Source organism: Streptomyces sp. NPDC126510, from assembly GCF_040302345.1.
GTDB lineage: Bacteria > Actinomycetota > Actinomycetes > Streptomycetales > Streptomycetaceae > Streptomyces.
This window is the reverse complement of record NZ_JBEORR010000003.1, coordinates 244,791-265,231: the sequence shown is the minus strand read 5'-3', so window position 1 is coordinate 265,231 and position 20,441 is coordinate 244,791. Positions and strand designations below refer to the sequence as shown.

Here is a 20,441-nt window from a genome sequence, read left to right as displayed (position 1 = left end):
CGCCCGGTGCCCCCGGGCGCCCTTCGGCGTGTTCTGCCGGCCGTCTCCGGCCGGTCGTCTCCTACTGGTCGCCGTCGCCCGGCTTGATCGGGTCGAACGGGTCGCCACCGTCGCCCGGTGGTGTCGTCTGCGGGGTCGTGGGCGGGGTGAAGCTGGGCGGGGCCGTCGACGGGGTGGCCGGCGGGGACGACGAGGGCTCCTCCGTCGTCGGCGGCGGGGACGACGACGGCTCCTCGGTCGTCGGCTCCTGCGTCGGCTCCTTGGTCGGCTCCTGCGTGGGCGTCGGCGTCCAGGTCGGCTGGACGGCCGCGCCCTGCTGGGTTTCGAGGTCGAACTTGCTGACCTCGCCCATCACGCCGAAGGTGTACGCCGCCCAGATCCGCGCCGGGAAGTCACCTCCGTTGAGCCGGGGCTTGCCTGCCGCCTTGTACATCGCGACCTGGGCGTGGGTCTTGGCGTCCTCGCCGAACAGGCCCACCGAGGTGACCAGCTTCGGCGTGTAGCCGGTGAACCAGGCCGACTTGTTGTTGTCGGACGTACCCGTCTTGCCCGCGACCTGCTGGCCGTCGCGCAGGGGGTTGTTGCGCACGGACGCCTGTGCGGTGCCGTCGTCGACCACGCCGGTCAGCACCGAGGTGACCGAGTCGGCGGCCTCGCGGCTGATGACCTCTTCGCCGATCGGGTCGGGCATGGTGACGTTTTGGTTGAGGTGCTCCGCGGACTTCAGGACGGCCGGGGTGACCTTCCTGCCGTGGTTGTCGAGCGTCGCGTAGACACCGGCCATCTGCAGGGGGCTGGCTCCCATGCTGCCCAGGGTCTGCGCGGGCACGGCCTCCATGTTCTCGGTGTCCATGCCGAGCTCGCCGGCGACCTTCACCACCTCGGACATGCCGACGTCGACGCCCATCTGCGCGAAGACGGAGTTGACGGACTTGTTCATCGCCGTCTGGACGGAGATCGGGCCGTAGTTCCGGTCGTCCTCGTTCTCGGGGGCGAAGCCGACCTTGGTGCCGTCCTCCACGACCTGGCGCTTGCTCGTGCCGTCGTAGACCGTGTTGGCCGTGATCGGCTTGCCGCTCTGTGTCTGCGCCTGCTCCTCCAGGGCCGCGGCCAGGATGACCGGCTTGAAGGTGGAGGCCGGCTGGTAGTCGGAGCGGGTGGCGTTGTTCGTGTAGTGCTTGAAGTAGTCCTCGCCGCCGTACATCGCGACCACGGCGCCGGTCTTCGGGTTCACCGACGCGGCACCGGCCTGGACGTCTCCGTCCACCTTGCGCTTGTCGGGGTCGAGCTGGCTGGTCAGCTGCTGCCGGACGGACTTCTCCAACGCCGCCTGCTTCTTCTTGTCGATGTTGAGCGTGAGGGTCCAGCCGCCGGCGTTGACCAACGCCTCGGCTTCCTTGCTGTTGTCGGCGGTGCCTTCGGCGACGAGCTGCTTCTCCAGCGCCGCGTTGGCGGCGTTGACCAGGTAGCCCTTCTGGCCCTCCATGCCGGGGGCGGGCTTGGGCTCCTCCGGCACGGGGAACTTCATGCCGGCCCGCTTGGACGCGCTCAGCCAGCCCTCGTCGACCATGTTGTCCAGAACGTAGTTCCAGCGCGCCTTCACCAGCTTCTTACCCTCCTTCGAGGCGACGGCCCAGTCGTACTGGCTGGGGGCCTGGAGGAGTGCGGCGAGGTAGGCGCCCTGCGCGACCGTGAGCTGTTCGGCGTCCTTGCGGTAGTAGGCCTGGGCGGCGGCCTGGATGCCGTAGGCGTTGCGGCCGTAGTAGCTGGTGTTGATGTAGCCGGCGAGGATGTAGTCCTTGGACTTCTCCCGGTCCAGCTTCAGGGAGATGACCATCTCCTTCAGCTTGCGCGAGACGGTCTGTTCCTGCGTCAGGTAGTAGTTCTTGACGTACTGCTGGGTGATCGTCGAACCGCCCTGCGCGCCGCGGCCCGACAGCGTGTTGAACAGGCCGCGGGCGGTGCCCTTGAAGTCGACGCCGGAGTCCCTGAAGAAGGTCTTGTTCTCGGCGGCGACGAAGGTCAGCCGCACGCCCTTGGGGACCCGGGACAGGTCGACGTTCTCGCGGTTGACCTTGCCGTCGCGGGCCATGACCGAGCCGTCGCTGTACTTGTAGATGTTGCTCTGCCGCTCGGCGTCGACGTTCCCGGCCGCGGGGATCCCGATCATCATGTACAGCACGATGAAGGCGCCCATGCACAACAGGCACAGGCCGAGGAAGGTGCCGAGGATCTTCTTCCAGGTGAAGAGCCTGCGTATGCCGCCCTTCCCGGGCACGCCCGACGAACGGTGGCCCTTGGGTGCCGCCCGGCGCCCACCGCGCTGTCTGGCGCGTCTTTCTTCCGCTCGTCCCATGGGTCCGATCCGCTCCGCTTCGTTCATGTGTGCTCACGCGTCACACAGGTTCGCCGCTCAGGTCAGCTCAGAAAGCTAACACCGGGAGATAAGAGATAGGGCAGCCGATCCAGCCCTTTGCGGACGTGACAATCAGCACCCATTCCCAACGGAACCGACGTTCGAGACACCCGCAGGGTTGCCAGGTAGCGAAAAAGTGATATCACTTAGCTAGACGGAAGCTAAGCAGGAGCGGCTTCCCAGGAGAAACGGGGGATCACCCATGTCCACACCGGAACCGCAGGTCACGGCCGATGTGCCCGAGATGCCGGCACCCCGCGTGCGGGAGTTCACCGCCCACAGCATCGGCGGCGGACTCGCCCTGCTGCTCGGCCTGCTCGGGCTGCTGGCCGGCTCGGGACTGATCGCGGCCGCCACCTCGGTGCAGCCGGCCGGGGCGCAGGCCGGACTGATCATCGGCGGCATCCTGATCGCGCTCGCGGCGTTCCTCGCCATGTGCGGGCTGAACATGGTGGCGCCGGGCGAGGCCCGGGTCGTCCAGCTCTTCGGCCGGTACCGGGGCACCATCCGGCAGGACGGCCTGCGCTGGGTGAACCCCTTCACCTCGCGCACGAAGATCTCGACGCGCGTCCGCAACCACGAGACCGCCGTGCTCAAGGTCAACGACGCCTACGGCAACCCGATCGAGCTCGCCGCGGTCGTGGTCTGGCGCGTCGAGGACACCGCCCAGGCCACCTTCGAGGTCGACGACTACATCGAGTTCGTCTCCACCCAGACCGAGGCGGCCGTGCGGCACATCGCCATCGAGTACCCCTACGACGCGCACGAGGAGGACGGCCTCTCACTGCGCGGCAACGCCGAGGAGATCACCGAGAAGCTCGCCGTGGAACTGCACGCGCGCGTGGAGGCGGCCGGAGTGCAGATCATCGAGTCCCGCTTCACGCACCTCGCGTACGCGCCCGAGATCGCCTCGGCCATGCTCCAGCGGCAGCAGGCCGGAGCGGTGGTCGCGGCGCGGCGGCAGATCGTGGACGGCGCGGTGGGCATGGTGGAAGCCGCGATCGCCCGGATCACCGAGCGGGACATCGTGGAGCTGGACTCCGAACGGAAGGCGGCGATGGTCTCCAATCTGATGGTGGTGCTGTGCGGTGACCGGGCCGCACAGCCGGTCCTCAACACCGGGTCTCTCTACCAGTGACGGTCCCTCCCGAAGACCAGGGCCCGCAGCGCCGGCCGCCGCAGCAGCGCAAGCAGGTGCTGCTGCGGCTGGACCCCGCGGTGTACGAGGCGCTCGCGCGATGGGCGGGGGACGAGCTGCGGTCGACCAACGCGCAGATCGAGTTCCTGCTGCGGAAGGCGCTGGCGGAGGCGGGGCGGCTGCCGCGGGAAACCGGGCCGCTCCCCCGGCGGGGGCGGCCGCCGGCAGGGCCCCCCTCCGGACCGCCGTCGGCCTGAACACCCGGGGCGCGGCTGTTACAGAAGCGTGACAACGCGCTCCGACCTGCACGGCCGCACCCCGCGCCATGCCCTACACACTCGGCGTATACATACTGCGTATACACCCCGTGTACAGTCCTGCCCATGTCCATCGGTCACACTCTCCTGGGACTCCTGGAGTCCGGCCCGCGCCACGGTTACGACCTGAAGCGGGCCTTCGACGAGAAGTTCGGTCACGACCGGCCGCTCCACTACGGCCAGGTCTACTCGACGATGTCCCGCCTGCTGAAGAACGGGCTCGTCGAGGTAGACGGCATCGAGGCGGGCGACGGTCCCGAGCGCAAGCGGTACGCGATCACCGAGGCCGGCATCACCGACGTCGCGCGGTGGCTCGCCACGCCCGAGAAGCCGGAGCCGTACCTCCAGTCGACCCTCTACACCAAGGTCGTCCTCGCGTTGCTCACGCACCGCGACGCCGGTGACATCCTCGACACCCAGCGCTCGGAGCACCTGCGCAGCATGCGGATCCTCACCGACCGCAAGCGCAAGGGCGATCTGGCCGACCAGCTCATCTGCGATCACGCGCTGTTCCACCTGGAGGCGGACCTGCGCTGGCTGGAGCTCACCGCGGCGCGTCTGGACAAGCTCCGTGAGGCGGTGACCCGATGACGATTCCCGCCGGTTCGCTCCTCACCGCCCAGGACCTGCGCAAGGCGTACGGCCCGACGACGGCGCTCGACGGCGCCGAGTTCTCCATCCACCCCGGCGAGGTCGTCGCCGTGATGGGGCCGTCCGGGTCGGGCAAGTCGACGCTGCTGCACTGTCTCGCCGGGATCGTCATGCCCGACTCGGGCTCGATCACGTACAACGGACGTGAGGTGACCGCGATGGGCGACGCCGAGCGCAGCGCGCTGCGGCGCTCGGAGTTCGGGTTCGTGTTCCAGTTCGGTCAGCTCGTGCCGGAACTCACCTGCGTGGAGAACGTCGCGCTGCCGCTGCGGCTGAACGGCTCCTCCCGCAAGGAGGCCGAGCGGACCGCGCTGGCCTGGATGGAACGGCTGGAGGTCGACGACCTCCGCAAGAAGCGGCCCGGCGAGGTGTCCGGCGGTCAGGGACAGCGGGTCGCCGTCGCCCGCTCGCTGGTGACGAACCCCCGGGTGGTGTTCGCCGACGAGCCGACCGGCGCGCTCGACTCGTTCAACGGCGAGCGCGTGATGGAGCTGCTGACGGACGCGGCCCGGTCCGCCAACGCGGCCGTGGTGCTCGTCACGCACGAGGCCCGGGTGGCCGCGTACTCCGACCGCGAGATCGTCGTACGGGACGGCAAGTCCCGTGACATGGAGCGCGTCGTATGAGCCTCGGGCAGTGGAGCCGGGACCTGGCCATGGGGGTCCGGTTCGCCTTCGCCGGCGGACGCGAGGGGTGGACGCGGGCGCTGCTCACGGCCGTCGGTGTCGGACTCGGAGTGGCGCTGCTGCTGCTCACCACCGCCATCCCGAACGCGCTGGCGGAACGAGACCGGCGCGAGGAGGCCCGCAGCGACCACACCTTCGGCCAGCAGGAGATACCCAAGGCCGACGACACGCTGGTCGTCGTGGACTCCGACACCACGTTCCGGGACATGGACGTGCGCGGCCGGCTGCTGGAGGCGGAGGGCCCGCGGGCGCCGCTGCCGCCGGGTGTCTCGGCGTTCCCGGCGGTGGGCGAGATGGTCGTCTCCCCCGCGCTGAAGGAACTGCTCGCCTCGGACGAGGGCAAGCTGCTGCGGGAGCGGCTGGATTACCGGATCACGGGGACCATCGGCGAGCAGGGACTGGTCGGTTCGCAGGAACTCGCCTACTTCGCGGGCGGCAAGGGGCTCATGAAGGTGCTCGACGGGCCCGCCGGCGGGGCCCGGATCGACAGCTTCGGCAACGACGACCTGGGGCCGTCCGACCGCTGGGACCCGGTACTGCTCCTGTTGGTCCTGGTCGTCTTCGTGGTGCTGCTGATGCCGGTCGCCGTGTTCATCGCCGCGGCCGTACGGTTCGGCGGCGAGCGGCGCGACCGCAGGCTGGCCGCGCTGCGGCTGGTCGGCTCCGACAGCCGGATGACTCGGCGGATCGCCGCCGGCGAGGCACTCGCCGGATCCGTGCTGGGGCTCGTGCTCGGCACCGGGTTCTTCCTGCTCGGACGCGAACTGGCGGCCTCCGTGGAGGTCTTCCGCGTCAGCGTGTTCCCCAGCTATCTGAATCCCTCGCCCCTGCTGGCCGTCCTGGTCGCGCTGGCGGTGCCGGCGGCCGCGGTGCTGGTGACGATCCTCGCCCTGCGGGGCGTGGTCATCGAGCCCCTCGGCGTGGTGCGCACGGCCAAGCCCTCGCGGCGCCGCCTGTGGTGGCGGCTGCTGCTGCCGCTGGGCGGGATCGCGCTGCTCTACCCGATGATCGGGCAGGGCAACGAGGGCGGGAACTTCAACCAGTACCTCGTGGTCGGCGGCGTGATGCTCCTGCTGGTCGGCGTCACGGCCCTGCTCCCCTGGGTGGTGGAGTCGGTCGTGGCCCGGCTCGGCTCGGGCGGGGTCGCCTGGCAACTGGCCGTACGCCGACTGCAGTTGAGCAGTGGTGCGGCGGCCCGCATGGTCAACGGCATCGCGGTGGCGGTGGCCGGGGCGATCGCGCTGCAGATGCTGTTCGCCGGGGTGGAGGGCAACTACACCCAGGCGTCGCAGTACGACGTCTCCCGGGCCCAGATGAGCGTGGACGTGCCGGAGGGCGCCGACGCCTCTCCCATCATCGGGAAGTACCGCGACACCGAGGGCGTGCGCAAGGTCACCGTGCTGTCCGATGTGCATCTCGGCGACCGGCGCGACGATGCGGAGTCCCTCATCCAGATCACCGTGGCCGACTGCGCGTCGCTGGGCGAGGTGGCCACGTTCCCCTCCTGCCACGACGGTGACGTGTTCGCGGCCAAGGGCTCGGAGTACGACAACTCGAGCGAGTACCTGGCCAAGCCGGGCAGGAAGCTGTGGGCCGAATCGGACGACTCCGGCCGCTCGGTTTCCTGGACCGTGCCACAGGACATCCGGCAGGCCCAGTCCCGTGAGGACCCCACCGGGTACGAGCGCGGCGGCATCCTGATCACGCCCGGCGCGCTGCCCGAGAAGCTCGGGGCACTCACCTCCACCCAGCTCTACCTGAGCCTGGACTCCTCGGAGCCGGACGCCTACGACCACGTGCGCAACACGGCCGCGCGGCTCGACTCCGCGGTCCAGCCCATGACCTGGAACAGCACCGAGAGCAACGAACGCTACGCCACCATCCGCACCGGCCTTTCCGTGGGCGCCGCCTGCGTGCTGGCGCTGATCGGGGCGAGCCTGCTGGTCTCGCAGCTGGAGCAGCTGCGCGAACGCCGCAAACTGCTGTCGTCCCTGGTCGCCTTCGGCACCCGGCGCCGCACCCTCGGCCTGTCGGTGCTGTGGCAGACGGCGATCCCGATCGGGCTGGGTCTGCTGCTCGCCGCGACGGTGGGCATGGCCCTGGGCGTGGTGCTGCTACGGATGACCAACACGTCGGTCCGGGTGGACTGGCCGAGCGTGCTGTCGATGACCGGCATCGGCGCGGGCGTCGTCCTGGTGGTGACGCTGCTGAGCCTGCCGCCGCTGCTGAAGCTGATGCGGCCGGACGGGCTGCGGACCGAGTAGGGCCGGGTCCCGTACGAGCTGTCAGGCGCCCTGGCCGGGTCCCATGGAAGTACGGGACCGGCCAGCGGCACGAGCGGTCAGCCGTCCTGGTCCAGGACCCGCACGGGCAGCGGCCGCAAGGCCTGCCGCAGGGCGGCCGCCAGCTGCTCGTACTCCGCGCCGCGCGCGGCCCCCGCCCGCATCGCCAGTGCGATCCGGCGGGTGGGGGCCGGGTCGGCGAAGTATCCGGTGAGGAGCTGGTTGCTGCGGGAGGTCTCCACCTTCAGGGCGGTGCGCGGCAACAGCGTCACGCCGAGTCCGCCCGCGACGAGCTGCACCAGCGTGGACAGCCCGGCGGCGGTCGTGGTGACCGGCACGTCGTCACGGCCGGCCTCCCGGCAGATGTCGAGGGCCTGGTCACGCAGGCAGTGCCCCTCGTCCAGCAGCAGCAGGTTCAGCTCGCGCAGCGCCTGCCGCGGAATGCCCTCCCGTCCGCCGAGCCCGTGGTCGAGCGGGGTGACGAGCACGAAGTCCTCGTCGAACAAGGGAAGTTCGGCCACACCCGGGACGCCGAGGGGCACCGCGAGCAGCAGCAGGTCGAGCCGCCCGCTGGTCAGACCGTCGAGCAGGCTGGCGGTCTGCTCCTCGTGCACCTGGAGGTCGAGGAGCGGATACCGGTCGTGGACGAGCCGCAGCACGGTCGGCAGCAGATAGGGCGCGACCGTGGGGATGACCCCGAGGCGCAGCGCCCCGGTGAAGGGCGCCCGGACCGCCTCCGCCTCCTCCAGGAGCGCGCCCACCTCCCCCAGAACCGCCTTGGCCCGTACGGCGATCCGCTCACCCTCGGGTGAGAGCAGCACCTTGCGCGTCGTACGCTCGAGGAGCGTCACTCCGAGTGTTTCCTCCAGGGCCGACACGGCGCCCGAGAGGGCGGGCTGGCTCATGCCGATCGCCGCGGCCGCGTCCCGGAAATGAAGGTGCTCGGCGACCGCCGCGAAGGCACGGAGCTGAGCGAGGCTGGGCTGCCTGCGCATGCTACCGACAGTCACTGATAACTACCTCCGATCAACTCGACCGAGTGTAGCTATTTCCGTAATCAATCGAGCCTGTGCCAACATCAACACAGTCCAACCCATGGGAAACCCCCGCGATCCGGGAGTTTCTTCGCTGCAAGGAGAGTGTGTGCTCACCGTCGGTGACAAGTTCCCCGAGTTCGACCTGACCGCCTGCGTCTCGCTGGAGAAGGGCAAGGAGTTCCAGCAGATCGACCACAAGACCTACGAGGGTCAGTGGAAGGTCATCTTCGCGTGGCCCAAGGACTTCACCTTCGTGTGCCCGACCGAGATCGCCGCCTTCGGCAAGCTGAACGAGGAGTTCGCGGACCGCGACGCGCAGGTCCTCGGTTTCTCCGGTGACTCCGAGTTCGTCCACCACGCCTGGCGCAAGGACCACGACGACCTGCGCGACCTGCCGTTCCCGATGATGGCCGACTCCAAGCACGAGCTGATGCGCGACCTCGGCATCGAGGGCGAGGACGGCTTCGCCAAGCGCGCCGTGTTCATCGTGGACCAGAACAACGAGATCCAGTTCTCGATGGTGACCGCGGGCTCGGTCGGCCGTAACCCGAAGGAGGTCCTCCGGGTCCTGGACGCGCTCCAGACGGACGAGCTGTGCCCCTGCAACTGGTCGAAGGGCGACGAGACCCTCGACCCGGTCGCGCTGCTCTCCGGGGAGTGATCTGACATGTCGCTGGATGCCCTGAAGTCCGCGATACCGGACTACGCCAAGGACCTGAAGCTCAACCTGGGCTCGGTCATCGGCAACTCCGACCTGCCGGCCCAGCAGCTCTGGGGCACGGTGCTGTCGACGGCCATCGCCTCGCGCTCCCCGATCGTGCTGCGCGAGCTGGAGCCGGAGGCGAAGGCGAACCTGTCGCCGGAGGCCTACACGGCGGCCAAGGCCGCCGCCGCGGTGATGGCGATGAACAACGTCTTCTACCGCACCCGCCACCTGCTGTCGGACCACGAGTACGGCACCCTGCGCGCCGGCCTGCGGATGAACGTCATCGGCAACCCGGGCGTCGACAAGGTCGACTTCGAGCTGTGGTCCTTCGCGGTCTCCGCCATCAACGGCTGCGGCATGTGCCTCGACTCCCACGAGCAGGTGCTCCGCAAGGCCGGCCTCGACCGCGAGGTCGTCCAGGAGGCCTTCAAGATCGCCTCCGTGATCCAGGCGGTCGGCGTCACGCTGGACGCCGAGGCGGTTCTGGCCGAGTAATCCCCGGCCGCACGCCTTGAGGGTCCTTGGACCTCACGTATCGTAGGGCCCCGCCCACCTGACCGGTGGACGGGGCCCTGTCGGCGTTCCGGCTACTCCGAGGGGGTCTGTGGCGTCGGCTCCGCGCTCACCGCCGTGGCCCCGCGCGGCCGCACCGAGTGCCGCAGCGCCGACTTCTGCGAATACGACCGCAGATACCCCGCGACCGTGTTCGTCACCGCCACCAGCGGCACGGCAACCACCGCACCACCGATCCCGGCCACCATCGCGCCCGCCGCGACGGACAGCACCACCGCCAGCGGATGGACCCGAACGGCACGCCCCAGGATGAACGGCTGCAGGATGTGCCCCTCGATCTGCTGCACCGCCAGCACCACCACCAGCGTCATGACGGCCGTGAACACCCCTTGGGTGACCAGTGCGACGACCACCGCCAGCGCCCCGGACACCACCGCGCCCACCAGCGGGATGAACGCGAACAAGAAGACGAACACCGCCAGCGGCACGGCCATCGGCACATCGAGGAAGTAGATGCCAAGACCGATGAAGATCGCGTCGATCAGCGCGACGATCACCGTGCCCCGCACGTACCCGGTCAGCGTCCGCCACGCCGCCGGACCGGCCCCGGCCACTCCCGGCCGTGCCGCCGCCGGCACCAGCTTCAGCGTCCACTCCCAGATCCGCTTGCCGTCGTAGAGCAGGAACAGGGTGCAGAAGACCGACAGCAGGATTCCGGTGAGCGCCTCGACGACGACCGTCACGCCTTCCAGGCCCGCCGAGGTGATCTGGTCGGTGTTCGCCCCGACCGCCTCGCGCAGGTTCGTGGCGATCTCGTTGATCTGCTTGTCCGTGACGTGGAAGGGGCTGTTCAGCAGCCAGTTCCGCAACTCGTCGATGCCGTCCTGGATCTGGCCCGAGAGGTCGTCGATGTTCTCCATGACCTGCCAGGTCACGAACCAGCCGATGAGGCCGATGACGACGAAGCCGAGGACGGCCGTCAGCGCGGTCGCCGGACCGCGCGGCACGCCGTGGCGCCGCAGCCGCGCGACCGTCGGCTGCAGCATGGCCGTGATGAGCAGCGCGATGACGAACGAGAGCACCACGAGCTGGACGGCGCTGATGACCCGCATCAGCACCCAGAGCGTGCCCGCGAGGACGAGCAGCCGCCAGCCGGCCTCGGCCGCGACCCGCACGCCCCACGGCACGGCCAGCGCGGGATCGGGGCGGGCGGCGACGTCGGGGGCGTAGTCCGGGGGCGGTGGCACGTGTTCACCGGCGAGCGTCCCGGGCTCGGGGTCGTCCCGCTCCCGTTCGGCCTCGGCGCGGCGTTCGTTGTACCGCTCGCTCATCTCGGTCAGCCCGGCACCGAGCCGGCCGAGCCACCCTGGCACTCGCGACATGATCCGTCCTTTTCCCCCGTCTTGGCGCACCACTCCCCCGGGGGAGCCGCTCGTCCGACCGTACATGGCGCGAACCCCGCACCGGACGACGGTGCGGGGCTCGCGCGAAGTACAGGATCGGCCGGGGCCGGTCGGCTCAGTACCAGTGGTTGGCCTGCCAGAACGACCAGGCGTCACAGGGGCTGCCGTAGCGGTCGTTCATGTAGTTGAGGCCCCACTTGATCTGGGTGGCCGGGTTGGTCTGCCAGTCGGCGCCGGCGGACGACATCTTGGAGCCGGGCAGCGCCTGGAACATGCCGTAGGCCCCGGAGGAGGGGTTGACGGCCTTGTAGTTCCAGTCGGACTCGTGGTCCACGATGTTGCTGAAGCACTGGAACTGACCCGACGGCACCAGCTGCCTCGCCATCGCCTGGATCTGGGCGATGCTGTAGGAGCTCGCGACGGGGAAGTCGGAGATGTCCTTGGAGCGGCTGGCGGCGGCCTTGACCTCCGCGCGCTCCTTGGCCGCTGCCTCGGCCGCCTTGGCTGCCTTCTCAGCGGCCGCCTTCTTGGCGATGGCCGTGTCGGCGGCGGCCTTGCGGGCGGCCTCTTCGGCGTCCTTCTTCGCGCTCGCGTCCGCCTGAATGGCCTGTGCGTCGGCCTGCTGCGTCAGCGACGCGGTCTGCACCTGGGCCTGCTGGCCCGCGGGGATGTCCGCGAGCAGCGTGGCGCCGGTTGCCGTCGCTTCCGCGTCGTTGTTCTGCGCGGTGCTGCCCGAGGCAACGCCGACGACGCTTCCGACAGCGGTGACCGCCGTGGCCGAAGCCACTGCGAATCCCCGGACCGAGATCCGGCTCACACGGTTTCCTTCCAGCATCGCCCGCTTCGGTGACCCTCGCGGACGCAATCGTGCCCCTGGCACTGGCCTCCCCAACTGCGGGGTCACGGGAGGCGCGGGCCCGGTGGGCAACTCCCCCGAGGGGAGCGCCGTGTGTAGCTCGGGCGGCATACGACATCGCTATGCAGTTGATGCTGTTGCTTTTGTGGTGCCGTACCGCTGGGGGTACAGGTGTGTCGTATGCGGGGCCTGACAGGAGTGAGACTCTGCCGTAACACGACGGGGCAAGGCAATTCCGAGTTGCGTGTGAAAGCTCACATCCCGTTTGGCGCAGGTAATTCCACGGAACGGCCACACACGAAGGCGCCGCCCGGCTAGGCTCTTCACCTTTTCCGGACGGCGCCAACTATCGCATAACCGCTACTACTTACCGCGGCCGGTCAGATCTGCCCGTCTTCGAGCATTTCGGTCACAAGGGCGGCGATCTGGGACCTCTCGGACCGTGTCAGGGTCACATGCGCGAAGAGCGGATGCCCCTTCAGCTTCTCGACGACGGCGACGACACCGTCGTACCGGCCGACCCTGAGGTTGTCCCGCTGGGCCACGTCGTGGGTGAGAACCACCCGCGAATTGGCCCCGATCCGGGACAGAACGGTAAGAAGCACGTTCCTTTCCAGCGACTGGGCCTCGTCCACGATCACGAACGCGTCGTGCAGCGAGCGTCCCCGGATGTGGGTGAGCGGCAGGACCTCCAGCATCCCGCGCGCGGTGACCTCCTCGATGACCTCCCGGGACGTGACCGCCGACAGCGTGTCGAAGACGGCCTGCGCCCAGGGGCTCATCTTCTCGGCCTCGGAGCCCGGAAGATAGCCCAGCTCCTGCCCGCCCACCGCGTACAGCGGACGGAAGACCATCACCTTCTGGTGCTGACGGCGCTCCAGCACCGCCTCCAGACCGGCGCACAGGGCCAGCGCCGACTTGCCGGTGCCGGCCCGGCCACCCATCGACACGATCCCGACGTCCGGGTCGAGCAGCAGGTCGAGCGCGATCCGCTGCTCGGCACTGCGGCCCTTGATGCCGAACACCTCACGATCCCCGCGCACGACCCGGATGTTGCCGTCGGCCGTGACCCGGCCGAGCGCCTTGCCGCGCTCCGACTGGATCATCAGACCCGTGTGCACGGGGAGGCCGGAGACCTCGGGCACATACACGTGGCCTTCCTCGAAGAGGATGTCCACCTGCTCACCGGGCAGGGTCAGTTCGGACATTCCGGTCCAGCCGGAGGAGTCCGTGATGGCGAGTTCCGCGCGGTACTCCTCGGCGAGGAGCCCGACGGAGGACGCCTTGATCCTGAGCGGGAGGTCCTTCGACACGACGGTGACGTCGAACCCCTCGGCCTGCAGATTGCGGGCGACCGCGAGGATGCGGGAGTCGTTGTCCCCCAGGCGGTAGCCGCTGGGCAGCACGCTGGGGTCCGAGTGGTTGAGCTCGACACGGAAGGTCCCGCCCAGATCCCCCGTGGGGATGGGTGCGTCGAGGCGACCGTGCCGGACCCGGAACTCGTCGAGCAGGCGGAGGGCCTGCCGGGCGAAGTAGCCGAGTTCGGGATGGTGCCGCTTCGCCTCCAGCTCCGTGACCACGACGATGGGGAGCACGACCTCGTGCTCGTCGAAGCGGTTCAGGGCGTTCGGGTCGGCCAGCAGGACGCTGGTGTCGAGAACATAGGTGCGCCGGTCGGGCTTGTGGCGCTTTGTGCTGGTCACCACGGAAGGACGTACCCCCTCGGATGAGGTCGGGGAGCGACGGTATGGAGCTGGACCGGTCGTCGGCCGCCCTGCGCGGGCCGATAACCGGCCCTCCGCCTCTTCGTCCGTGCTGTGACCGCACGATCGGGCTGGTGCAAAGGGCCTCCCGGGCGGACGGCCCCGTGCCGTCCGCTGAGATCCGACACCCGTGGTTCGGGCGTCGACCTGTCTGGGTTATGCCCTCGAACGAGCGTCGCCATGCAACGGCATATGACGGCGAGCCGGTGAACTCGGAGTTACAAGCGTCGCGAAGGGGGTATTGGGAGGTGTTCTGACGTGGGACGTCCTGCGTCCGGGTGCCCGTCTGCGGGTACGTCAGCCGCCGTAGCGCCGGTGGCGGGCGGCGTAGTCGCGCATGGCCCGCAGGAAGTCGACCTTGCGGAACGCCGGCCAGAACACGTCACAGAAGTAGTACTCCGAGTGCGCGGTCTGCCAGAGCATGAATCCGGACAGCCGCTGCTCGCCGCTGGTGCGGATCACGATGTCGGGGTCGGGCTGGTCGCTCGTGTAGAGGTGACGCCCGATCATGTCGATGTCGACGGCCTCGGCGAGCTCCTCCATCGAGGTGCCCTTGTCCTGGGCGTCGAGCAGCATCGACCGCACGGCGTCGGCGATCTCCTGGCGGCCGCCGTAGCCGATGGCGACGTTGACCAGTATCCCGTCGACGTGCGCGGTGGTCTCCTCGGCCTCCTTGAGGATGGTCTGCATCCCCGAGGGCAGCAGGTCGGGCGTGCCGACGTGGTGCACGCGCCAGCGGCCGTCGGCGGCCAGGGTGCGCACGACGTCCTCGATGATGCCGAGCAGGGGGACGAGCTCTTCCTGCGGGCGGTCGAAGTTGTCCGTGGACAGGAGCCAGAGGGTGACGACCTCGACGTCCGTCTCACTGCACCAGCCGAGGAACTCCTCGATCTTCCCGGCCCCGGCCCGGTGGCCGTCGACGGTGCTGGAACCGGCGGCCTTCGCCCAGCGCCGGTTGCCGTCCATGATGACGCCGATGTGCTTGGGCACCTGAGCGTGGTCCAGGTGACCTTCCACCCGGCGTGCGTACAGCCTGACCAGCAGGCCACGCAGCTTGTCGCGCAGGTTCACGTGATTGTCAGCCCCTCCGTACGGATCGGACAGGCCGCGGCGTGCGGCCCGGTCGTGGCCGCGGGCGGTCCCTGCCCGTATGGCGGTCCCCGGAGGCGAAGCCTACCCTCGCCGGGGCCATGGGCCGCCAACGGGGGCGGAACGAGCGGTTCCGGCCGATGGTTCCAGCCGCCCTGCGGGCAAAGAAAAACGGGCCGGTCCGTGGGGGGGAGACGGACCGGCCCGAGGGGGGGTTTCCACCATAACCCTTCGTGAGTGCTGCTGGGTGCATCGGCGTGCCACAACTACTCTCCGGAGCCGACCGGCGACACGGCGACGCGTGCGGAGGCCTTCGTTCAGGGCCCGCCCCTGGCCGAAACTCGGCGCATAAGCAGGGGAATCAGACGTTCCGTGGCCGGGAACCGTAGGATTTGCCGCACCTTGGGCCCCGCTCGGGTGACTTGTCCCGACATCCCCCCGACGGGTGACGCACATGTGAACGCCCGCTTGACCCGGGAGCGGCCGGGGAACGCCTGCACGCCGCCCGCCTGTCGATGCTTTGCCGGCGGGATGTCGGCTCCGTGGCTCGGCGGGTGAGCCCTGGCACCGCGCAGCCCCCTCCACTGCGCGGTACCGCCCGCGCAGCTTTGCTCACGCGAATTGCCTCGTCCGAATCTACGTGAGCGGCCGCGCGGAGGCGAGCCGTGGGCGATAACGATGTGAAAACCGTCGTCGGATGATGCGCAAGTGCGGTGAGCGGGAGGAGTGACGCCGCCGCTCATATAGGACGGAATCTGTCCTCATCGGCTTCTAACGTCATTTCATGACGACGACCGTGAGGATCACGTGGGACGCGGCGAGCGCGCGCCGGGCGCGGCGGCAGTTCCTGACCTGGCCGGCCGCGACCGGGACGCCGGTCGCCGAGGTGGTGGGCGCGATGCTGGGGGCGCACGCGCAGGTGCTCTCCGCGGCCGAGCTGTCGGTGGGGATGCGGACGGACGCGGCGACACGGGCGGACGTACGGGCCGCGCTCTGGGACGACCGGTCCCTGATCAAGACGTACGGCCCACGCGGCACGGTCCACCTTCTCCCGGCCCGTGAACTCCCTCTCTTCTCGGCGGCGCTGACCGCCGTCCCGGCCGGACCGAGCCCGTTCCCGCCCGATGTACGGCTCACCGAGGAGCAGGCGGGCCAGGTCGTGGCGGCGATCGGTGACGCGCTCGACGGCAGGAACCTGACCGTTGACGAGCTGTCCGAGGAGGTCGTCGCCCGCACGGGCCCCTGGGCCGGTGACCGTGTGATGCCGGCGTTCCAGGACCTGTGGCCGCGCTGGCGTCAGGTGATGCACCGGGCCGGCTGGGCGGGCACGCTGTGCTTCGGCCCGAACCGCGGCCGCAAGGCGACGTACACGCGACCGCCGCGGCCGGATTCGGGGGTGGGGGTCGGGGCCGGGGCGGAGAGAGGGGCCGGGAGCGGCTCGGGGACCGGGAGTGGCTCGGGGACCGGGAGTGGCTCGGGGACCGGGAGTGGCTCGGGGACTGGCAATAGCGCGGGGGTTGGGGATGGCGCCGGGGCTGGGAACGGCTTGGATATGGGGAGTGGCTCGGGGGCTGGGGAGGCTCTGGCCGCTTTCGTCCATCGCTACCTGTACGCGTACGGTCCGGCGACCCCGCAGCACTTCGCACGCTGGCTGGCGGCGCCGCCCGGCTGGGCGACGGCGCTGTTCGGCGAGCTGGCCGCCAGTGGACGTATCGAGACGGTCGACTTCGAGGGGACGCCGGCGTGGGTGGCGGCGGGCGACACCGATGTCCGTGACGTACCGGAGGGGCCGGTCGTGCCGGACGGACCGGCGCGGGGTGTGCGCCTGCTTCCTTACTTCGACGCATATGTCATCGCCGGTCAGCCCCGCGAGCGGCTGTTCCCCGGGAAGGCCTACCAGCGCGCTCTCGGCGGCGGACAGGCCGGCAACTACCCGGTGCTGCTCGTCGACGGTGTGGTGGCGGGGGTGTGGCACCAGCGGCGCAAGGGCCGGCGTACGACCGTCACGGTCGAGCCGCTCGTACGGCTGACGGCACGGCAGCGACGGGAGCTGGACGAGCAGGTGGAGCGGGTGGGCGAGGTGCTGGAGGCGACGCCGGAGCTGGTGGTGGGAGAGGTGACGGTGGGTCCGCACGCGTGATGACCGACTCGGTGGGCGTCAGCCGGTCTTGCGTGCGTCGAAGAGGTGGCGGGCGCTGTGGGCGACGAAGGGCCCCTCGGCCTGGATGCGCTCGTGCAGTTCCCGCAGTTGCGGCTCGTACGCCTCGACGGTGAAGCCGGGGACCATCCAGACCACCTTGCGCAGGAAGTGCACGACCGCGCCGATGTCGTGGAACTCCATACGCAGCCGCTCCGCCCGCAGACCGACGACATCGAGCCCGGCGGCCTCGGCGGCGGCCCGCTCACGGTCGGGATGGCGGGCGCCTCGCACATCGTCCGACTGGGGCCCGAGGAAGTACTCGACGAGTTCGAAGACGCTGCTCGGGCCGACGTGCTGCGCGAAGTACGTCCCGCCGGGCCGGAGGACGCGAGCGATCTCGTCCCAGTGGGGGCGGACGGGATGGCGGCTGACGACCAGGTCGAAGGCGCCGTCGGCGAAGGGCAGGGGGGCGTCGTCGGCAGCGGCGACGACGCCGACGCCGCGCGGACGGAGCAGGGCGGTGGCCTTGGCGACGTTGAGAGGTCAGCCTTCGGTGGCGATGGTGAGGAGGGGTGGCTTGAGGGCTGCGGTGCCGGCGTCGGGGGCATTCCTGACGGTGGCGTCATAGGCGACCCTGGCGAGGGCGAAGTCCAGCACTTCTCCTCCCCCGGTCTGCACATCGAGCGCCGCACTCGCCCGGCCCAGCCGCCCGGCCATCGACACGGCGTACCCCCAGGAGGGACGCGCTTCCGTCGCCCGCCCCTCGAACCACGAGAAGTCCCAGCCTTCTGTCGGCACGGAGGCGCCTTCAGCGAGCAGCTCTTCGAAGATGGCCGGGTGTGAAGGGCGCGGTGGGCGCGATGAGCGCGATCCGTGCGGTTCCCGCTGGTCCAGGACGAGCACGACGTGCTCGTTCTCGCCGTGCCGTACGGTGCCGGTCCGGCGGAATCCGTGCTTCTCGAGGAGGCGTACGGAGCCGGTGTTCGCGAGGGCGGGGTCGGCGTAGAGAGGCCGGTTCTGCTCCCGCTGGAGAAAGAGGGCCAAGGCGCGGCTGCCGATACCGCGCCCCCAGTAGGGCTTTCCGAGCCAGTACCCGAGGAAGCGGCGGTCCCCGTCCCACCAGGCGACGACGCTGCCGGCGACCTCACCGTCGACGGTCACGGCCTGGACGAAGACGGTGTCGTCCCCGAGAACGTTGGTCTTCCAGTGCCGCAGGAACGCTTCGCGTGGCCGAGGCGTGAATCGGGACCGCCGGACGGCTTCCGGATCGTGCTCGTACGCGAGCAGGAACTCCAGGTCGGCTTCCCCAACGTCGCGCAGCCGTACGTCCACGTGGTCATCGCTCATGCGCGGAGTGTGGCAGCTACCACTGACAGCGGGCACGGGTCTGGGCTTGGGCTGGGCACGGGTCTGGGCTTGGGCTGGGCACGGGTCTGGGCTTGGGCTGGGCACGGGCTTGGGCCTGGCTCGGCTCACGCTTGGGACTTTGCCCGGGTCCTCAGAGGGCGAGGGGACACACTTCTTCGGCCGTGAACCGCACGAACCCCTCCGGGTCGGGCTCGTCCGCGGTCGGCTGGAGTACGACGCTGTCGGCGCCGGCCTCGACCAGCCGCCCGACGGCCTCGGCCACGGCCTTGGCATCCCCTGCGCCCACGAGGTCCGGCACGGATGCGAGTCTTTCGGCGACGAGTTCAGCCGGCGCCGACCTGCCCCATCCAGTCCTGAACGCCTTGCCCACACCGAGGATCGCCCGCCCGGGGAACATTCGGTGCAGGGAGGCGGCCTCCATGGCGATGATGGCAACGTTCCGCAAGGGCACAGGCAACAACCCGACCCCGACCCGCACGCGCTCGGTCCACGCGAGAGCGGCTGCGGCTGTGGAGATCCCGCCTTCGCTGAAGCCGTCTTTGCATAAACCAGAGCTCTTCGAGCCCGGCCCTCTCAGCAACCACCACAAACGGCCTGAAGCCTCTCGAGGGCCAACTGGGGGCGGAGGCTGCGCGCAGAGGGGGCATGGCGCAGTTCTTACCCACCGGGGAAGACGCCGAACAACACCGTTTCGGCTCCTCTGAAGCAGAGCACGCAAAAACGGAAAAGAGATCAGGCCTCCACGGCGCCTGGTGCGGTCGAGGATGGGCCCTCCACCCGGACACCTGCGCGACGAGCGTGCTCGACGGCTTGCAAGCTCGCACCCTCTACGCCGGGAGCAATTCCTCTGTAGCTCAAGCGCTGGCAGATGACATAGAGGCGTCGAGGGCCTGGGGCAGCAATGACGCCGGCAAAACGGGGGTCCCCGGCGAACCAGATCTCTTCGACCTGTGCTGCCTTTGCCGGCTTCACTCCTGGCCCAAGGCGCCTGGCCCAGAACACCGCCCTGAGATGGGAGCGCATCACCATGCCAACCGTCTCGTTGGGGCGATCGGGATCGGGGAACTTCAGCCAGACGTCAGCCGGCCCGGCATCCGGTATCTTCCCAATGCCGCTTTCCGGGTTCATGTGAATCTGCCACGGATATACCCGGAGCAGACGACGCGCGCGGAGGGCCCAAAGAATGTAGGCCGGCTGCAGGCAAGTCCGGTAAAACGCGTAGAGCATCGGCGCGAAGAACAGCCACAGGGTCCAGGTCGGCGAACTGACATACCAAGCCAGCAGGCCCACCCAGGCAGTTGGCCACAGGACTTGACCAAGGACCGCACAGACAACGAGCTTCATCCAGGCCCGACGCGTGGCCGGGGCATCCCAAGCTGTGATGTAGGACATATTGGCCATCGTCAATCCTCGTCGGACACATCAGGGAGTGGGTTGTCGAAAGTCACAGTCTGTGCGATGTCCCGAAGCAGGGCACAGTAGTGCTGCGCGCGTCCGACTGCAGCAGTAGCCAGGGTGAGCGCCGTCACGCGCGCGGCGTCGGGACACGGAACGTATGCCGTGATCTGGATCAGGTCTCGCCCAACAAGCCCTGACTCCGACGGTGCGGTCAGGCGCTCCTGTACGAGAGACGCCGGTCCGCAGGAAAGAGCGAGGCTCTCGATGCGCTCGGCACGCTCATTGCCCGCGGCTGCACGGGTCGCAATGACATTCCGCGGAGCCCAGTTGGTCGCCCGCCACGTCACCGTGAACAAGGAAAGCAGTAGACCACCGTCGCCTTCGTCGTCCACGTGCAGACCAAGGGAGCAGTGGATGGCTCCGGATTCCAAAAACGCCTTGGCCATCTGCTGGACAGGAGCGAAATCAAGCAGAATCTCTTGCCGATCTTCGGGATCGGAGATCCCTTCCAACAGTGGGAGCAACACATTTCCAGGGCGGGCCCCCTCAGCCGGGCCGCTCGCCGCCTCTGCCAGGTCCAAGAGCGGAAGTGCGAGGAATCCCGGAGGCAGCGCGAACCAGACCTCCGCGTCCCGGCTTCGCGCCGAGTCATCGATCATGTACGGCGTGGAGTTCACG

General features: G+C 69.4%; 16 protein-coding genes and 3 pseudogenes. 8 read left to right on the top strand and 11 right to left on the bottom strand.

Translation table 11 applies throughout. From position 1 onward, the window contains the following. Nucleotides 1-61: 61 nt before the first annotated feature. On the bottom strand, nt 62-2,356 hold the full coding sequence (locus ABTX60_RS05175; RefSeq protein ID WP_352095688.1) for a transglycosylase domain-containing protein: 2,295 nt from the start codon (nt 2,354-2,356) through the stop codon (nt 62-64). Nucleotides 2,357-2,618: 262 nt separating this feature from the next. On the opposite strand from ABTX60_RS05175, the gene ABTX60_RS05170 reads away from it, so the two are divergent. From ABTX60_RS05170 to ABTX60_RS05150, 5 genes are all read left to right on the top strand, one after another. Next, a complete protein-coding gene (locus tag ABTX60_RS05170; protein ID WP_352095687.1) occupies nt 2,619-3,554 on the top strand; it encodes an SPFH domain-containing protein in 936 nt (311 codons plus the stop codon). Next, nucleotides 3,551-3,811 carry a type II toxin-antitoxin system antitoxin gene (locus ABTX60_RS05165; RefSeq protein WP_352095686.1) on the top strand — a complete coding sequence of 87 codons (261 nt, stop codon included), beginning with the start codon at nt 3,551-3,553 and terminating at the stop codon, nt 3,809-3,811. The genes ABTX60_RS05170 and ABTX60_RS05165 overlap by 4 nt, the downstream gene beginning before the upstream one ends. A 126-nt stretch (nt 3,812-3,937) precedes the next feature. Further along, nucleotides 3,938-4,462: a PadR family transcriptional regulator gene (locus ABTX60_RS05160; RefSeq protein ID WP_352095685.1), complete on the top strand. Its 525-nt coding sequence runs from the start codon at nt 3,938-3,940 to the stop codon at nt 4,460-4,462. Further along, nucleotides 4,459-5,148, top strand: coding sequence for an ABC transporter ATP-binding protein (locus tag ABTX60_RS05155; RefSeq protein WP_352095684.1), 690 nt, complete (start codon nt 4,459-4,461; stop codon nt 5,146-5,148). The genes ABTX60_RS05160 and ABTX60_RS05155 overlap by 4 nt, the downstream gene beginning before the upstream one ends. Continuing rightward, the gene (locus ABTX60_RS05150; protein WP_352095683.1) at nt 5,145-7,472 is read left to right on the top strand and encodes an ABC transporter permease; all 2,328 of its coding nucleotides are present in this window, start codon (nt 5,145-5,147) and stop codon (nt 7,470-7,472) included. Before ABTX60_RS05155 ends, ABTX60_RS05150 begins: the two co-directional genes overlap by 4 nt. Nucleotides 7,473-7,549: 77 nt before the next feature. Here the strand turns inward: ABTX60_RS05150 and ABTX60_RS05145 are convergent, their stop codons facing one another. Further along, complete coding sequence (locus ABTX60_RS05145; RefSeq protein ID WP_352095682.1) at nt 7,550-8,485, bottom strand: LysR substrate-binding domain-containing protein; 936 nt, start codon at nt 8,483-8,485, stop codon at nt 7,550-7,552. A gap of 148 nt (nt 8,486-8,633) precedes the next feature. Here ABTX60_RS05145 and ABTX60_RS05140 point away from each other — a divergent pair, with 148 nt between their 5' ends. Together ABTX60_RS05140 and ABTX60_RS05135 are read left to right on the top strand one after the other, a co-directional pair. After that, nucleotides 8,634-9,188 carry a peroxiredoxin gene (locus ABTX60_RS05140; protein WP_030842656.1) on the top strand — a complete coding sequence of 185 codons (555 nt, stop codon included), beginning with the start codon at nt 8,634-8,636 and terminating at the stop codon, nt 9,186-9,188. A 6-nt stretch (nt 9,189-9,194) separates the two neighbouring features. Continuing rightward, entirely contained in the window at nt 9,195-9,728 is a 534-nt protein-coding gene (locus ABTX60_RS05135; protein ID WP_031103031.1) for an alkyl hydroperoxide reductase, read from the top strand. Between the two features lie 92 nt (nt 9,729-9,820). Here the strand turns inward: ABTX60_RS05135 and ABTX60_RS05130 are convergent, their stop codons facing one another. The 4 genes from ABTX60_RS05130 to ABTX60_RS05115 form a co-directional block, all read right to left on the bottom strand. Continuing rightward, entirely contained in the window at nt 9,821-11,128 is a 1,308-nt protein-coding gene (locus ABTX60_RS05130) for an AI-2E family transporter (RefSeq protein ID WP_352095681.1), read from the bottom strand. Between the two features lie 136 nt (nt 11,129-11,264). Beyond that, nucleotides 11,265-11,966, bottom strand: a complete 702-nt coding sequence (locus ABTX60_RS05125; RefSeq protein ID WP_352095680.1) for an aggregation-promoting factor C-terminal-like domain-containing protein — start codon at nt 11,964-11,966, stop codon at nt 11,265-11,267. A gap of 419 nt (nt 11,967-12,385) precedes the next feature. Continuing rightward, a complete protein-coding gene (gene phoH2 / locus ABTX60_RS05120) occupies nt 12,386-13,711 on the bottom strand; it encodes an RNA 5'-3' helicase PhoH2 (protein WP_352095679.1) in 1,326 nt (441 codons plus the stop codon). A gap of 354 nt (nt 13,712-14,065) precedes the next feature. Further along, nucleotides 14,066-14,839, bottom strand: a complete 774-nt coding sequence (locus ABTX60_RS05115; RefSeq protein ID WP_352095678.1) for an isoprenyl transferase — start codon at nt 14,837-14,839, stop codon at nt 14,066-14,068. An 802-nt stretch (nt 14,840-15,641) separates the two neighbouring features. Here ABTX60_RS05115 and ABTX60_RS05110 point away from each other — a divergent pair. Continuing rightward, entirely contained in the window at nt 15,642-16,997 is a 1,356-nt protein-coding gene (locus ABTX60_RS05110; protein WP_352095677.1) for a winged helix DNA-binding domain-containing protein, read from the top strand. A gap of 18 nt (nt 16,998-17,015) precedes the next feature. Here the strand turns inward: ABTX60_RS05110 and ABTX60_RS05105 are convergent. The 5 genes and pseudogenes from ABTX60_RS05105 to ABTX60_RS05085 all read right to left on the bottom strand — a co-directional run bounded on the left by ABTX60_RS05105 (nt 17,016) and on the right by ABTX60_RS05085 (nt 20,440). Continuing rightward, nucleotides 17,016-17,828: pseudogene (locus ABTX60_RS05105) on the bottom strand (methyltransferase domain-containing protein). Between the two features lie 60 nt (nt 17,829-17,888). Next, nucleotides 17,889-18,344: pseudogene (locus ABTX60_RS05100) on the bottom strand (GNAT family N-acetyltransferase); the annotation flags it as partial. A gap of 151 nt (nt 18,345-18,495) precedes the next feature. After that, nucleotides 18,496-19,019 (bottom strand): annotated as a pseudogene (locus ABTX60_RS05095) (LLM class flavin-dependent oxidoreductase). A gap of 78 nt (nt 19,020-19,097) precedes the next feature. Beyond that, nucleotides 19,098-19,757: a hypothetical protein gene (locus tag ABTX60_RS05090; RefSeq protein WP_352095676.1), complete on the bottom strand. Its 660-nt coding sequence runs from the start codon at nt 19,755-19,757 to the stop codon at nt 19,098-19,100. 11 nt (nt 19,758-19,768) lie between these two features. After that, nucleotides 19,769-20,440: a hypothetical protein gene (locus tag ABTX60_RS05085; RefSeq protein WP_352095675.1), complete on the bottom strand. Its 672-nt coding sequence runs from the start codon at nt 20,438-20,440 to the stop codon at nt 19,769-19,771. Nucleotide 20,441 lies beyond the last annotated feature (1 nt).

Coding starts and splice junctions, on each gene's coding strand:
- ABTX60_RS05175 (WP_352095688.1), bottom strand. CDS start 2,356: ATGGGACGAGCGGAAGAAAGACGCGCCAGACAGCGCGGTGGGCGCCGG.
- ABTX60_RS05170 (WP_352095687.1), top strand. CDS start 2,619: ATGTCCACACCGGAACCGCAGGTCACGGCCGATGTGCCCGAGATGCCG.
- ABTX60_RS05160 (WP_352095685.1), top strand. CDS start 3,938: ATGTCCATCGGTCACACTCTCCTGGGACTCCTGGAGTCCGGCCCGCGC.
- ABTX60_RS05155 (WP_352095684.1), top strand. CDS start 4,459: ATGACGATTCCCGCCGGTTCGCTCCTCACCGCCCAGGACCTGCGCAAG.
- ABTX60_RS05150 (WP_352095683.1), top strand. CDS start 5,145: ATGAGCCTCGGGCAGTGGAGCCGGGACCTGGCCATGGGGGTCCGGTTC.
- ABTX60_RS05145 (WP_352095682.1), bottom strand. CDS start 8,485: ATGCGCAGGCAGCCCAGCCTCGCTCAGCTCCGTGCCTTCGCGGCGGTC.
- ABTX60_RS05135 (WP_031103031.1), top strand. CDS start 9,195: ATGTCGCTGGATGCCCTGAAGTCCGCGATACCGGACTACGCCAAGGAC.
- ABTX60_RS05130 (WP_352095681.1), bottom strand. CDS start 11,128: ATGTCGCGAGTGCCAGGGTGGCTCGGCCGGCTCGGTGCCGGGCTGACC.
- ABTX60_RS05110 (WP_352095677.1), top strand. CDS start 15,642: ATGACGACGACCGTGAGGATCACGTGGGACGCGGCGAGCGCGCGCCGG.
- ABTX60_RS05090 (WP_352095676.1), bottom strand. CDS start 19,757: ATGTCCTACATCACAGCTTGGGATGCCCCGGCCACGCGTCGGGCCTGG.